12 protein-coding genes are annotated in these 13817 nt (G+C 50.3%); 1 reads left to right on the top strand and 11 read right to left on the bottom strand.

The window, feature by feature from the left end; genetic code table 11:
- The 5 genes from AAHB90_RS17800 to AAHB90_RS17780 all read right to left on the bottom strand — a co-directional run bounded on the left by AAHB90_RS17800 (position 1) and on the right by AAHB90_RS17780 (position 5026).
- Positions 1-1875, bottom strand: coding sequence for a monovalent cation:proton antiporter-2 (CPA2) family protein (locus AAHB90_RS17800; protein WP_342086547.1), 1875 nt, complete (start codon positions 1873-1875; stop codon positions 1-3).
- Positions 1876-1887: 12 nt separating this feature from the next.
- Positions 1888-2478 (bottom strand): NAD(P)H-dependent oxidoreductase, encoded by a 591-nt coding sequence (locus AAHB90_RS17795; RefSeq protein WP_342086546.1) that lies wholly within the window; start codon positions 2476-2478, stop codon positions 1888-1890.
- A gap of 23 nt (positions 2479-2501) precedes the next feature.
- On the bottom strand, positions 2502-3503 hold the full coding sequence (locus AAHB90_RS17790) for a quinone oxidoreductase family protein (RefSeq protein ID WP_342086545.1): 1002 nt from the start codon (positions 3501-3503) through the stop codon (positions 2502-2504).
- A 49-nt stretch (positions 3504-3552) separates the two neighbouring features.
- Positions 3553-4131, bottom strand: coding sequence for a TetR/AcrR family transcriptional regulator (locus AAHB90_RS17785; RefSeq protein ID WP_342086544.1), 579 nt, complete (start codon positions 4129-4131; stop codon positions 3553-3555).
- Between the two features lie 85 nt (positions 4132-4216).
- Positions 4217-5026, bottom strand: coding sequence for an SDR family NAD(P)-dependent oxidoreductase (locus AAHB90_RS17780; protein WP_342086543.1), 810 nt, complete (start codon positions 5024-5026; stop codon positions 4217-4219).
- A 124-nt stretch (positions 5027-5150) separates the two neighbouring features.
- Here AAHB90_RS17780 and AAHB90_RS17775 point away from each other — a divergent pair, with 124 nt between their 5' ends.
- Positions 5151-6029 (top strand): PIG-L family deacetylase, encoded by an 879-nt coding sequence (locus AAHB90_RS17775; protein ID WP_342086542.1) that lies wholly within the window; start codon positions 5151-5153, stop codon positions 6027-6029.
- 3 nt (positions 6030-6032) lie between these two features.
- Here the strand turns inward: AAHB90_RS17775 and AAHB90_RS17770 are convergent, their stop codons facing one another.
- From AAHB90_RS17770 to AAHB90_RS17745, 6 genes are all read right to left on the bottom strand, one after another.
- Positions 6033-6800, bottom strand: a complete 768-nt coding sequence (locus tag AAHB90_RS17770; protein WP_342086541.1) for a class I SAM-dependent methyltransferase — start codon at positions 6798-6800, stop codon at positions 6033-6035.
- Complete coding sequence (locus AAHB90_RS17765) at positions 6797-7717, bottom strand: glycosyltransferase family 2 protein (protein ID WP_342086540.1); 921 nt, start codon at positions 7715-7717, stop codon at positions 6797-6799. Before AAHB90_RS17765 ends, AAHB90_RS17770 begins: the two co-directional genes overlap by 4 nt.
- A complete protein-coding gene (locus AAHB90_RS17760) occupies positions 7714-8808 on the bottom strand; it encodes a DegT/DnrJ/EryC1/StrS family aminotransferase (RefSeq protein WP_342086539.1) in 1095 nt (364 codons plus the stop codon). Before AAHB90_RS17760 ends, AAHB90_RS17765 begins: the two co-directional genes overlap by 4 nt.
- Positions 8805-9200 carry a sugar 3,4-ketoisomerase gene (locus tag AAHB90_RS17755; RefSeq protein WP_342086538.1) on the bottom strand — a complete coding sequence of 132 codons (396 nt, stop codon included), beginning with the start codon at positions 9198-9200 and terminating at the stop codon, positions 8805-8807. The genes AAHB90_RS17760 and AAHB90_RS17755 overlap by 4 nt, the downstream gene beginning before the upstream one ends.
- Before the next feature lie 252 nt (positions 9201-9452).
- Positions 9453-10652 (bottom strand): hypothetical protein, encoded by a 1200-nt coding sequence (locus AAHB90_RS17750; RefSeq protein ID WP_342086537.1) that lies wholly within the window; start codon positions 10650-10652, stop codon positions 9453-9455.
- 47 nt (positions 10653-10699) lie between these two features.
- Positions 10700-13798 (bottom strand): SMC family ATPase, encoded by a 3099-nt coding sequence (locus AAHB90_RS17745; protein ID WP_342086536.1) that lies wholly within the window; start codon positions 13796-13798, stop codon positions 10700-10702.
- Between the last annotated feature and the right edge of the window lie 19 nt (positions 13799-13817).

The raw sequence follows: 13817 nt of genomic DNA, 5'->3' as shown, positions 1-13817 counted from the left end.
TCAGACCGTCTCAGCTTCGGCTTTGCGGTCCCAGCCGGCGAGGGCATTCAAATGAACCGCATCCCTATCTGCCTGCATGATCATTTCCAGCTCTTCCATATGCTGCCGTGCCGCATGGATATATTCTTCATCGTTCCGGATGCTCGATAAGTGTTTTAACGTCCGCTCGTCATGGACGAAGAACGTCTTTGCCATTCGCGTCGCCTCATGTGCCCGATGTCCGAGCAATTTCAAAGCATCCACACCCAACCGGAGGCTCGTATCGAATGTTTCGCGGTAAATATGCATCATACCCGCGTTCATGAGATCGTATGCATCGTTTCGGTTGGTCGAGCGCACGAGCATATGCAGGTTGGGAAAGTGTTTTTTAACCGTTTCAATGAGTTCCAGTCTCTTCTCTTCGTCGCTGATCGCTATAATGATCATTTGAGCACGGCCCGCTCCGGCAATATCCAGCAATTCATAACGCGTGGCATCGCCGTAGTACACTTTAAGCCCCATACGACGCAGGAAATCAACATTGTCGCTGTCATTGTCAAGCACCGTCGCCTCCACGCCATTAGCCCGCAAAAAACGTCCAACGATATTTCCGAAATGCCCGTAACCGGCGATAATAACCGGGTTGTCCTCGTCTTCCACGTCGCTTGGCCGCTGTGCCGTCTGCAATCCTGCGCTCACCAGGCAGAAACGTGTAAGGATAAATTTCTCATTAACCATCATCGCTAACGGTGTCATAGCCATGCTGATCGCCACCACAGCCGTCATCGTATCCGAAACTTCCTTTCCCAAAACACCTTGCTGTACCGAAAAGCTGAGCAGCACGAATGCGAATTCGCCGATCTGGCTCAGCCCAATGCTGAATATGAAGTTCTGCGCATTACGCACTTCGAATATTTTCCCTAAAACAAAGAGAATGGCCATTTTCAGCAGCATTAATCCTGCCACTAATCCGATGATCAACATCGGCTTGGAAGTGACAAGTGAAAAATCGATGGAAGAGCCTACCGAAATAAAGAACAATCCCAGAAGTAATCCTTTGAATGGATCGATCGAGCTTTCGAGCTCATGGCGGTATTCACTGTTGGCAAGTACCACACCGGCAACGAACGCACCCAGCGCCGGGCTCAGGCCTACCGAGGTCATGAACACGGCAATGCCCACGACGAGCAGCAATGCCGTAGCGGTAAACATTTCACGCAATGCAGTGCGGGCCATCATGCGGAACACCGGGCGTAAAAGGTATTTGCCCGTCAGCACAATCGCCGAAACCGACAGCAATACGACAATAGCCTGCTGCCAGGCGGGCAATGCGCTCACCAGCGAGCCTCCACCTCCGTGGCCATCTGACACTCCGGCCTGATCGGCGAGCAACGGAAACAATGCAAGCATGGGAATAATGGCCAGATCCTGGAAAAGCAGTACCGCAAACGAGCTCTGCCCGGCAATCGTTTTCAGCCAGCCTTTTTCATTTAGTGTCTGCATCACGATCGCCGTGGACGACATCGCTATAATCATCCCGAGAGCGAGCGCTTCTTTCCAGCTTATGCCGAACAGCATCGCAATGCCTGCCACGAGTACGGTCGTGATGCCAACCTGCAAGCCTCCGAGCCCGGCAATGCTCTTCCGCATGCGCCACAAACGTGAAGGTTCGAGTTCCAGTCCGATGACAAAAAGCATCATTACGACTCCGAACTCGGCAAAATGCATAATATCCTGGCCCTCCATCCCAATGAATTTCAGACCCGCCGGGCCGATGATCACCCCCGCGACCAGATAGCCCAGCACCGATCCCAACCCCAGCCGTTTGGCAATGGGGACCATCACCACCGCAGCCGCGAGGTATATCATTGCCTGAAAAAAGAAGGATTGTTGCATCGCAAAGGGTATTTAGTGTGGAAAAAGTTCGTTCAGATATTCTATCCCAGCCAACTTTGCCGGATCGATACGATCGTTCACGAGCGCATCCAGCAATTCGGCATATTGCTCTCCACAGGCTTTCAGCGTGTAATCTTCAATCGTATAAGTTTCGTGCACGACAAATGGCGGTAGATAATCCATCCGGCACAAATAGGCCGTCTGGTTGAATGGTAACAGGTATTGGCCAACCGGAAAGCGATTGTATCCCGAAGGTGTATAGGCATCCCGTCCGCCCCCGCACGACAATACGTTGAATATCCTTTTACCCTTCAATGCATGTCCTTTCGGCCCGTACGCCCAGTTGTATTCCAATACCAGGTCCTGCCATTGTTTCAAAATCGGGGGGCTGCTATACCAGTAGAACGGATGCTGGAATATGACGATATCGTGTTTTGCCAATAATTGCTGCTCTCTTTTAACATCAATAAAGAGATCCGGATAATGCTCATAAAGATCATTGAAAGTAACTCCCTTTACTGTTCGGGCATACTTTTCCAATGTCTTCTGCACGTTGGATTTGCTGTGGGTAGGATGGGCAAATTGAATAAGTACTTTGGACATAACATGGAATTATTGCGAAAAAATTACGGTATCAAAATGACAGAACCCGTCGTTTTCCGTGCTTCAAGATCGGCCTGCGCCTGATTTGCTTTCGATAACGGATACCGTGTAATAGCCAGTTTTCCGAATACCCCGCTTTGAAATGCACCGAATGTATCGGCAGCATATTCTTCGAGCAACCCGCGATCGGTAATGTATGCGCTGAGCGTGGGGGTAGCCATCACAATGGACCTTTCGCGCAGCAATGCGTGATCGATATGCTCGGGCTGGCCCGATGATGATCCGTAGAGCACAATTTTACCCCCTTTCCTTATCAGGTCCAGCGAATGGGTGAAAGTATCTTTACCCACTCCATCAAACACGACATCCACACCCTTGCCACCGGTTATTTCCAAAACCGAATAGACAAACTCCCTACATTCTGCCAGAAAAACATAATCGGCCCCATTGGCAAGAACGATTTCTTTCTTCTCTTCCGAACCCGTCGTCCCGATCACCGTCGCTCCTAGCGCTTTGGCCCATTTGGTAGCAAGGGTACCTACGCCTCCGGCCGCCGCATGCACCAGCACCACGTCGCCCGGCTTAACGGGATGGATCGCTTTCACGAGCATCCTCGCAGTAAAGCCTTTCACCATCATAGCCGCTGCCTCGTCCGAAGTAATGCCTTCCGGAATATGGATCAGCTGCTGGGTCGAGACGACCCGACTTTCCACATAAGCACCGGGAATGAAATGGTAACCGACGTGGTCGCCTACGCCGAACTCAGTCACCCATGGCCCGACGGCCTCGATGATACCTGCCGCTTCCACTCCGGGTGTGTAAGGAAATGATTTGACGGGAAACTTGCCGTCGCGATAATAGGTATCTACAAAATTAAGCCCTATGGCTTCCTGGCGTACCCGAACTTCTCCGGGGCCCGGTTCTGTGATGGTTTCTCTTTCGTAACCCAGCACCGAGGGCGCTCCTTGCTTGTAGATTTTTACTATACCTGATTTATTTGCTGTTTGTGTAATTAACCCTGACATATCCGTAAGCATTGTCATTATGGAATGCTTGTTCCATCATTAGACAACTTCATTTTTTGATAGATTTTATTAAAAATTCGGCTTGCTGTTGAACCAGCTCCCCATCTCCATACACCAGGTAAAACTGCGAGAAGCCGGTGAAATTCGATACGATGAAATTCGCCAGCATGCCCGGGTCCCTCTTGCCACTGATCTCCTCGGCCTTTTGCGCCTTCTTTAAAAGGTCTTTCAGCAGGGCAGTCAGGTTGGTGGTGTTTTGTTTTAATATGGCATGCACCTCTTCATCCACCGAAGCCAATTCGAAAGTCGATTTCACACCGAGGCATGTTCTTTCCTCCTCTATCGCCCTGATCGCCGCCTTTTTGATGATCTTTTCAACCGCCTTGATAGGCGACTTCGTTTCCTCGGCTACTTTTCGATAGTCTTCAAACATGTCTTCGGTATAAATCCGCAGGCATTGCAGAAACAGGCTGTGCTTGTCGCCGTAGGTGTCGTAAATACTGCCACGGTTGAGCCCCATCGTATCAACGAGGTCCTGCATGGAGGTGGCGTTGTAGCCCTTTTGCCAGAAAAGGCATTTCGCCTTTTCCAGCCTCTCTTCCGGTTCAAATGCTTTGTTGCGTGCCATGACTATCAGACAATTATTCCGGAACGAACGTTCCAAAATTAAGTATATTCCAATCAACGCATATAAACGCAGCCTGTGTGGAGCGTCAGATAATGAACTTTGCCACGCCGCCGTCCACTTTCAGCGCCGAACCGTTGGTCGCCGACGAAAGCGGGCTCGCCACGTAAGTTACCAGGTTGGCAATCTCTTCAACCGACGCGAACCGCTGCAACAGCGAGGTAGGCCGCGCATTTTTGAAGAAATCCTTCTCAGCCTGTTCGGCCGACATATTGTTTGCCTCGCCCAGCTGTTTCACAAAATCCGCCACTCCTTCCGATTTGGTCGGACCGGGCATAACCGTGTTCACGGTTACATTAGTACCCTTGGTAAGTTCCGCCAAACCGCGGCTCACGGCCAGCTGTGCCGTCTTGGTAGTCCCATAATGGATCATTTCCTCGGGGATATTAACACCCGACTCGCTGGAAATAAAGATAATCCTGCCCCAGTCTTTGGCGATCATTTTCGGAAAGAAATACCTGGCAAGGCGCACGCCGCTCAGCACATTAACTTCGAAAAACCGGAACCATTCTTCATCCGAAATCTCGGTGAACTGCTTTGGCTCAAAAATTCCCGCATTATTGACCAGTATATCAATATCCGGCAGCTGTTTCAGCAATGCATTCACTTCGTCAACCTTTGAAAAATCAGCTGCAATACCGCTGACATTCGCTCCCGACGAACCGTCGCCCGACGATAATTCCTTCAATTTTTGAACGGCCTCGGCTACTTTACTTTCCGAGCGGCCGTTGATAATGACGTTCGCACCTTCTTTCAAAAGGCTTTGTGCGATGGCGAAGCCGATACCCTGTGTTGAACCGCTGATGAATGCAGTTTTCCCGTTGAGTTTCAAATCCATAAACTTGATAGTAGTAGCGTGATGAATGTTTGAACTAGCAGAAAGAGTGACCCTTGCCTGCTATGGATTGCAATGATGCCCGAAATCCATAATTTTATAACACATCACCTAACAAAATCATCGCATGAGGAACATTTATCTTTTGTTACTATTGCTGTTTCCCCTGGGCTTATATGCGCAGGGCCCGCGTGTCCTGATCGTTACGGCGCATCCGGATGATGAAACGATGTTTCCTGTCACTGTTTTTAAAATCACCCATGAATTAAAGGGCACTGCCGACCTGGCATTGATCACCGACGCGTCGGGCGGCTACAATGGCCTCGTGGCATCGAGCTACTATGGCCTGAATCTCGTGGATTCGGCGACCGGCAGAAAACATTTACCGCTGATCCGAAAAAAAGAATTGATGGCTTCCGGCGAGGTAATGGGCATTGGTAATTTCTTCTTTCTCGACCAGCTCGATGATTACTATAACCGCGACGAAAGGCCCTATCTGCAAGGCAAGAACTGGGACATTGCCTATGTGGAAAGAAAGCTCGACAATATCCTGGCCAACGGCAATTATGACTTCATATTCTGCCTTATTCCGCACGAGGGCCAGCACGCGCACCATAAAACGGCGTCCATCAGCGCGATAAGGGCCGTGCAGCGTTACAAAGGCACCAGGAAACCGCTTGTGTTGGGCGGTCAGTCGCAAAACAAGGGTTATACCTTCCAATTCTCCGGACTTGCCGGTTATCCGGAAACCAATATTCTTAAAACAGCGCCTGTTTTCGAGTTCGACCGTTCATTCAGTTTTGGAGAAGATGAAAAACACAGTTACATGATCGTAGCCGACTGGGTAAAGGCTGCCCACAAGTCTCAAAGCGGCGATATGAACCAGGCTATGCACCGCGGCGATCTGGAAGTATTCTGGTATTTCGCACTCAATGGCGAGGATGGTGTTGCCAAAGCCAAAGCGCTGTTTGACGCCGTGAATTCGTCGGGGTACTCCAAAAAATAGGAATCAGGCTGGCTGGAAGGTCATGAATAGCGAGCTGCCGAATGGCGCTTTGCCCAGAATGGCCGATTCGGCCCTGGTAATGGTTTTCAGAACTGCATTCACGGCATCGCCGGGGTATTCGACATCCGAATCGAGGTCTTCGACATTGATCTTCTTGCTCCGTATCCTGTAATTCTGCCATTGCCGCACCAGCAGAATCGGCAGCGAAAGCGCGAATGGCCAGTACGTGTTGTAATCGATCCGCAGCCCGGCCGCCTTGCTGAACGTCTGGAACTGTTCCAGTTTGAACCGTCGCGAACTGCCTACGGCGAGGTCGTGCGTACCTGAAAAAGCTTCGAACGCGTGAATATTGATGATGATCAGCCCGTTGCGGTTCAGGCGCTTTTTGAATGCGGTCAATGCGCGGACGATCTCTTCATCAGTCAGGAAATAAAGCGCATCGTTGCAGGTAATGATATCGAAAGTCTCGCCCGGCTCGAATGCATCCACGTCCCGGAGATCCCCGAAAACCACATTCAGGCCGCGCTCATCCGAGAAATCGATGGCATGCTGTGAATAATCGAAGCCCCGGAGGTTGGAATAACCATTTTCCTTTAAAAACGACATTAACCCGCCCGTACCGCATGCCGCATCCAGGATTTTGAGGTCGGGGTCCATGGCCCGGAAATGTTTGCGGATCTGGCCCAGGACTTTACCGTGCAGAATCTGATACCACCACAGCTTACGCTCGGTTTCATACATGCGCTGGTATTCGAGCCGGTTGTCGATCATGCGTGTTCGGAGCTGTTGTATTTGATCACATATTGCGGCTGACCGCTTTGCGCCATGAAACTCTTGCCGATGTATTCTCCCAAAACACTCAGCAGCATGCATTGAATACCCCCAATGAAGATGATGGTGGCCGTTACCACCTGCCAGCCTTTTGGGTCGGGACCAATGATCCACTGTATTGTCAGGAAGAGCAGGAGAAAAAAGCCCAGACTGAATAACCCCACGCCGATGGGCACGAAAAGGCGGATCGGCAGCGAGGAATAGCAGAAAAGGATGTTCAGAAAAAGCGATACCAGCTTGTGTAAAGTATAATTCGAAGCTCCCTCTTCCCGCTTTTGGTGCGCTACCTGCACGGTCCCAATGTTCCGGGTGATCCTGAATATCAGCCCGTCGATGTACGGATATGGGCCGTGGTATTTAATGATTTCCTGTACAACTTCCTGCCGGATCAGTTTAAAGCTCGAAAGATAGAGGTCCTTGGGTTTATTGAGAAGATAGCTCGTGAGCCAGTTAACAAATCTGCTGCCCATATTCCGGCCGACAGAGTGCTGCTTTTTGGCATAATGCGTATAAACTACGTCGTACTCTCCCGATTCGGCGGTTTCGACCAGCTTTAATATCTCCTCCGGTGGATTCTGGAAATCATCGTCGATCATCACGCAATAGTTACCGTATGCCCAGTTGAGCCCGCACATAACTGCATTGAATTCCCCGTAATTCCTTCGCAGTGAAATAAACCGGACATTCGGATAAGTGTGCGACAATTCCCGGCAGACCTGCTCGGAGCGGTCACGGCTGCCGTCGTTGACCATGACGATCTCGAAGGATATTTCTGATAAAGTCGCTTGTAGTTTTTCGATCAGCGGCCGGATGGTTTTTTCGCTGTTGTAAACCGGGATGATGACCGATAGCTTCATTGACGATCGAATTGATTGACGGTTTGAATGATGTAGGCCACCTCATCGTCCGTCAGAACCGGGTTGAGCGGCAAACTGACCACCTGCTGGTGGATCTGCTCTGTCAAAGGCAAATGTAAATCTTTAAATTCTTTATAGGCTAATTGTTTATGAATAGGCTGGGGATAATGGATGTTTGTCTGCACTCCATGCGCATCCAGAAAGGCAACGAGCTCCGCGCGCCTCGGATGCCGCACCACAAAGAGATGCCAGGCATCTTCGGAAAGCCTGTCACCGGGAGGTAATGTCAGATCCCGGCATTGCAATTCCCGCAGATACCGGCCGGCTATTTCCCGTCGGCGGGCATTTTCAGTATCCAGGTAAGGCAGCTTTACACGGAGAACAGCGGCCTGCATTTCGTCCAGACGGCTATTTACCCCCTGGTATTCATTCTGATACCGGATCACGGAGCCGTAATTGCGCAGGTACCGTATCTTTTCGGCCAATGCGGCGTCGTGAGTAGTAATAGCACCGGCGTCGCCTAGCGCGCCCAGGTTTTTGGTAGGGTAAAAACTAAAAGCAGTCGCGTCCGCCCATGCGCCTACTTTCCTGCCCGCATGTGTAGCCCCATGCGCCTGTGCGGCGTCCGTGATTACCTTCAGGCCGCGTTTTTGCGCAACGCCGAGGATATCTGCAATTTCGCAGCTACGCCCGTAAAGATCGACGGTGATAATGGCTTTCGTCCGCGGCGTGATGGCCTGTTCGATCAGCGCAGGATCGATCAGCATCGTATTGGGGTCGGGTTCTACGAAAACCGGCGTCAGATGCAAATAGCTCACCGGCAGTACCGACGCTATATAAGTGTTGGCAGGCACGATGATCTCGCTGTCTTTCGGCAGATCCATCGCCAGCAGTATCAGCGTAATCGCGTCCAGTCCGTTGGCCGTTCCCACGCAATGCTCCGCTTCACAATATTCGGCGAAAGCCTTTTCAAATGCCTTCAATTCATTGCCCAGAATATACCATCCCGACCGGATCACCCGGAGGGAGGCTTCTTCGATTGCTTGCAGATAAGGGGCATTTACCTGATTTAAATCCAGAAATGGGATCATTGAGATACTGTCTGGATTAGCTGATTCAATGAATATGGCTCGTCGATGTAATCGGCTTTGTCATAATATTCATTGGACAATACCAAAAGGATCGCGTCGTCCGAGAAAGAATCCATAATGTGCCAGTCCTTCGGTTCGAGGATCAGGCAGGACACTGGGTTATCGAGAATGAAAATCTCCTCTTTTTCCCCGTCGTTGGAGTATATACGACAGCTTCCGTGAATACAAACAAGCGCATTCCAGGTTTTGTGATGCCTGTGGCCACCTCTCTGTGTCTCACCCGCGCCGTAGATGTAAAATACGCGTTTGATCGTACCGGGAATAATTTTTTCAAAGACTGTGAGGTTACCAGATCCGGTGTTAAATGTATCCAGCTGTACTAAAAGCGGCATATGAAAATTTCTAGATTGTTAGGGTGTGGCAAACTCTTTCACGTACGCGATCCTCTTCCAAAGTAACCGTTTAGTAAATGTCAGATATTTTTCCATTAAAATACAAAAATACCTTCCACATAAAAAAATCGATTACCCCGAGGCGAGGCTTAATGATCATTTAATGCACACCGACCCTCGCGTTGACCAATGTTGCCGGGCATTGGTTGGGAGAGGACGAAAATAATCGGCCTAACCCCTATCCGGGCGACCCTAACTGAACAAACCCCACTGCAAGCGGTGGTCAATCAGCATGAAAAGCTTGACAGGCAGCGGTTCGAGCCACAATATTTTGTTGTAACCCATATAAAAAACCTGCGGATGGATTACGCAAACAACCATCGTAAAGAACAGGATGAGCCGCACAACAGATGTGGAGGAGGTTTCAATCAGTATAAAAACCGCAAGCAGGATAAATGGAAAGCCGTACGACAATGCCCTGTCGATATCATGCACATAAATGCCGGTAGCAAGGAGCACGACAAAACCGCCCATCAGGGCCAGCAGGAGCCAATAGCGCCTCGTAAGGCACAGTACCGCAAATGCAGCGGCCAGAATGAGCCACGTCCCTTCAAATGCGCCCCAGATGCTGCTTCCAAGACCGTTCCGGTGGGCATTGGCGAGCAATACCGGCGTTCCTATCGTGGAATAGGAATGATGGGGGAAATAGGTTGTCTGCACATATTCCCGGATCGTGAAATAGATCGCCCATGCTACCCAAACCACCAGGCTCTCGCCCGTGAATGCCGATTTCAGCAAGCCGGGAACGCTGAAATTGTTGCTGCGATAGGCCTTCGTACCCATCCACCAAAGCAGCAAATAGCCTCCCGCCACCACTGCCCGCTCGTCGGTGAAGAATGCAATCTGAAGTGAGAGGAATATCACGAGCGGATTTTTGCTCAGCAATGCCAGCAACAGGAAGAAAAAGGCAAATTCGTCGCCATACCCATGCACATCCGCAAACGCCCATACGCTCACGAAAATATTGGCGATAGCGGTGACAAACAGCGCAGTACTCACCTTGTCGCCTGAAACCGAATAGATGTAAGCGGCTATCTTGTAAAGAAAAAGCACTCCTAAAACAGCCTGGATGATCAGGATCAGCAGTACATTATGCCCTGTCAGGAATGAAAGCAGCGGCAGCGTCCAGCGGAAGATCATGTTCTCGCGACGGACGTCATAGTCCATGTCTTTGGGGTGTAACAAGTCATGCGCCTGGTTTTGGATAAAAACCCACGCATCCAGGCTCACGCCATTGTTTCTCAAATGATTAAGCAGTAGCGAATAGGGTGGAAACGCAAGAAAAAGCGACAGTGCGACAGCAAAAAAAGTGAGCTTCCACAGCCAGTTTTTTCCCGATAATTGTGCTTCAATCCAAAGTAGGGACGAACCGTAAAAATTTTCCAAAAGCATAGGACGGCTGGGCAAATAGGCCCAAATATACATTTAATGTGTGATACTCATTTCCAGCTTGGCACGATCCTGCTCCCCTCTTCGCTTTCGGTAATGCGCAGGTACGTCTGGATTTCCTGCTGCAAATCTTCTACGTGGCTGATAATACCGACGATCCGGTTCTCTCTCCGCAACGATTTCAGCGTTTCAAAAACCGTTTGCAGCGCATTTTTATCAAGTGAGCCAAAACCTTCGTCTAGGAAGAAAAAGTTATGCTTCGATTCGTTACGGACGTGGATGTGGTCCGCCAGCGCCAGGGCGAGCGACAGTGCCGCCTGAAATTTCTGCCCGCCCGAGAGCGTTTTCAACAGCCGCATATGCCCGCCGTTGAGCAAATCCCTCACCGAAAAACTGTTGCCTTCGCCCAATTCGAGGTGGAGTTGCTGGTGGGTCATCTGGTGAAAACGGTGATTCGCTGCCTGAATCAGGTTTTGCAGGTAAATGCTCGACGCATAATCCACAAACCCGCTGGATCTGAACAGCTTCGCAAGATCGTCCAAATGTTCCTTTCTGAGTTGCAAACGTCCTTTTTCCGCGAGGAGCGTAACCTTTTTTGCCAGATCTTCGGCCAATTGCTTCAACCGTCCTCCGATATTCCCCTCTTCTTTCCGCAGGGTACTCAGGTTTTCGGTCAGTGTATTTTTCAATGCGGTAACTTCCGCATGTTTTGCCGCATCATATTGTTCGCCTGCGTGCTCTTCGAGCAGGTTTTTCAGCTCTGCACCCGTCGTTTCCAATGCGAGCTTGAACTCGCCGATCGCCTGCCGCTCCGTTTCGATCCGGATCGGCTTTTGCAGTATTTCCACGACCTGCATTTCCGATTCGAATGCATAAGTCGCCAGCTGGCTATCGATCTTTTCCTGCACAGCTACAAGGTCGCGCTGGTTGCCTTCCAAAGCGACCAGCAATGTGGTTTGGCTCCCTAAAAGCGTATTCCGGTCTTTTTCAATCTCATCTATCTGCTTTTCAGCCGCGGCAAATGTGCTTGAAAGCTGGCGGTAATCGGCTTTCAATGCATTGATCTGCTCAGAAATCTCCCCTTTCTCTCTCGCTTCAAAATCAGCCAGACTAACCCTTGACAATTGTTCCGAGAGCGTCTGAACCGTATTTTCAAACCTCAGAATCTCATCTTTCAACACTTGCAACGGCTTTTCGATCTTTTCGATCTTCTCCTTCGCAGCTACTTCTATCTGTTCCGTCGATGTTTTTATTGCAGTTTCACCGGCTTTAATTTCCATCTGCAACCGGCTGCTCTCCGCAAAACGCTTTTCAAAACCTTCGCGGTCGGCCTTACTGAATGCCGGCCAGTTAAAGCTTTCGTCGTGAGCTTTCAATCTGCTCTGAGCCTCTACATAGCGCTGTTTTATCGAGCCTTTCTGTTTTTCAAGGCTTTCTATCTGATTAAAAATCCGTTCAATCGGCGATTGCAGGCGCCTCAGCAGTTTCTCTTTTTCATCCAATGTCTTTACCTGCTGCTCGATCTCTGCTGTTTCCGACGATAATGCACCGTCGGCGGTCAAAACTTCCGGATGGTGCAGCGAGCCACAAAGCGGACAGGGCTCCCCGTCTTGCAAATTCCCCGCATACTGATGTAACGCTACCCGCGTATGAATGTGCAACAGCCGTCGGTTTAGCTCCTTACGATGACTTTCACCTGCTTCCAGGTAATTAGAAATGCCCGTTTGAAAAACTTCAAGGGATGCTTCCGTTCCAAAATCAATACCAAAATTACCGGTAATCTCCTCCAAGCGCAATGCCAGGCCTTCCGTTAGCGCGTTGATTTCCGCTGCCAGTGTTTCCGCCTCGGTTTTAATCACCTGGCGGCCTTCGGTCAGACTGTCGGCCGTGGTAAACCAGGATTTCACAAGGCCCATTTCGAGCACATCACCGAGGCCTGCCTTGCGCTGTTCATTGGTCGCTTCCAGCAATTGCCTTTGCTGTTTTTGTATTTCAATGGCGGCTTCTTTCTCCTTCAACTGCTCCTCGCCACGTGCAAGCGCTTCTTTCCGTTTGAGAACGGCTTGTGAATGATCGATAATTTGCAGGACCTTTTCGAGCTCCTCGGCGGTAGCAAGCAACTCTTCACGCTTTTCATAGCGCGGCCTGAGCATCTGCAAAGTTTCCTTTTGTATTTCCAGCGAGCCGGCCAGTTCCGACAGCCGCTGCTGGTTTGCCGCTGAAATGCGTTCGTCGCGTGCTATGGCTGCCAGCAGGTTACTTTTCTGGTCAAAAATAGATTTGAAATGCAGCGAACAGGTTTCAAAAGTCTTTAATATTGCCTCCCGCTCCTGCATCGCCGCGCGCTGGGAATCCAGCACCGCCAGCCTGTTACGGAGCATTTGAATTTTCTCCCCGGCAAGTTTGAGTTTCTGAAAATTGCTTTCGAGTTCCGTCTGGACTGCCAGCTCGCTGGTAATCTGCCCGATCTGCTGCCAAAGTTGCTCCAACCGCTGCTGGCCTTCCGCAAGCATTTCCTGTGTTACCTCGCCAAGTACTAGCAGCTGGCCTTCCACATTCGATAATGCGAGGTCATTCTGCTTGGCCAACGAGCCCACGTTACGGCTGAGGTCATATTTTTCGAGCTGGAAAAGTTCTTTCATCATCCGCGTCCGCTCGGCGTCTCTCAACTCGATAAACTCTTGGAAACGCCCCTGCGGTATGATGATCGTCCGGCGGAAATTGTCGTAACTCAGGCCGATAATGCTTTCGGTCGATTCGCTTTCGGCCAGGGGTACCCAATCGTTTTCCTGCCAGATGTAGCCTTTCCGGTCAAAGGTTTTTACATCCTTGAAGTTCTTGCTATTCCGTTTGCCCCGCACTGTAAACCGGTACCGGTCGCCATTTTTTCCTGCAATGCATTCAAAGTCAATGAGCAGATCGTCGGACCGGAGGTTCATCATGTTGTAGGTCCGGTCGTCGCCCGACTTGTTGAGCCGCTCGGTATCCCCATATAATGCAAATGTGATGGCCTCCAGAATGGAAGACTTCCCGCTCCCCACTGCGCCGAATATCCCGAACAGGGAAGCGTCCGTCAACGGATCGAAATCAATTTCCTGCTCGGTTTGGTAAGAATATAGTCCTTTGATTTTTAAGCGCTTAGGAATCATAGTGGCTGTCAGCTTTCGG

This window comes from Dyadobacter sp. OTU695, from assembly GCF_038440355.1.
Lineage (GTDB): Bacteria > Bacteroidota > Bacteroidia > Cytophagales > Spirosomataceae > Dyadobacter.
This window is presented reverse-complemented; position numbering and strand designations above follow the sequence as displayed.